The organism is Cellulosimicrobium sp. AB352 (genome assembly GCF_049538415.1).
Classification (GTDB): Bacteria; Actinomycetota; Actinomycetes; order Actinomycetales; family Cellulomonadaceae; genus Cellulosimicrobium; species Cellulosimicrobium funkei.
Map to the genome: position 1 here is coordinate 1 of NZ_JBMVFX010000053.1, position 454 is coordinate 454.

A 454-nucleotide genomic window follows, 5' to 3' on the forward strand; every position below is an offset into this window, starting at 1 on the left:
CCCGTCGAGGGTGCAGGTGGTGGTGCCGCACTCCTTGGTGTAGCCGTTCTGGGAGCGCACGGTGTAGCCGGTGATGTCGGCGCCGTTGTTGTTCGGCGGGTCCCAGGTGAGCACGACCGTCTTGGAGCGGACCTCGACGACCTGCGGGGTCGCGGGCGCCTCGGGCTTGCCCAGCACCTTGAGCTGGACGCGGCCCTCGACCTCGCGATCGGGGTCCTTCGTCGCGTCCTGGATCCGGTACCGGACGACCATGACCCCGACGAAGTCGTCGCGCGGGGTGACCGAGACCTGGTCGCCCGAGACGGAGGCGGTGCCCTGCCCCGTCTCCACCACGGCGTCGACGAGGGTCAGCGGCCGGTCGGGGAACGGGTTGGAGTCGTTGACCAGGACGGGCACGGTGGTGGCCTTGCCCTGGTGGGCGTCGTCGACGGTGTCGGGGTTGGCGCGCGCCAGA

At 71.1% G+C, this 454-nt stretch carries 1 protein-coding gene; it reads right to left on the reverse strand.

Annotated elements, in window-relative coordinates; genetic code table 11:
- Positions 1-454 (reverse strand): fibronectin type III domain-containing protein (locus tag ACPCUX_RS18795; protein ID WP_423389396.1); only part of this gene is annotated, 454 nt, incomplete at both ends.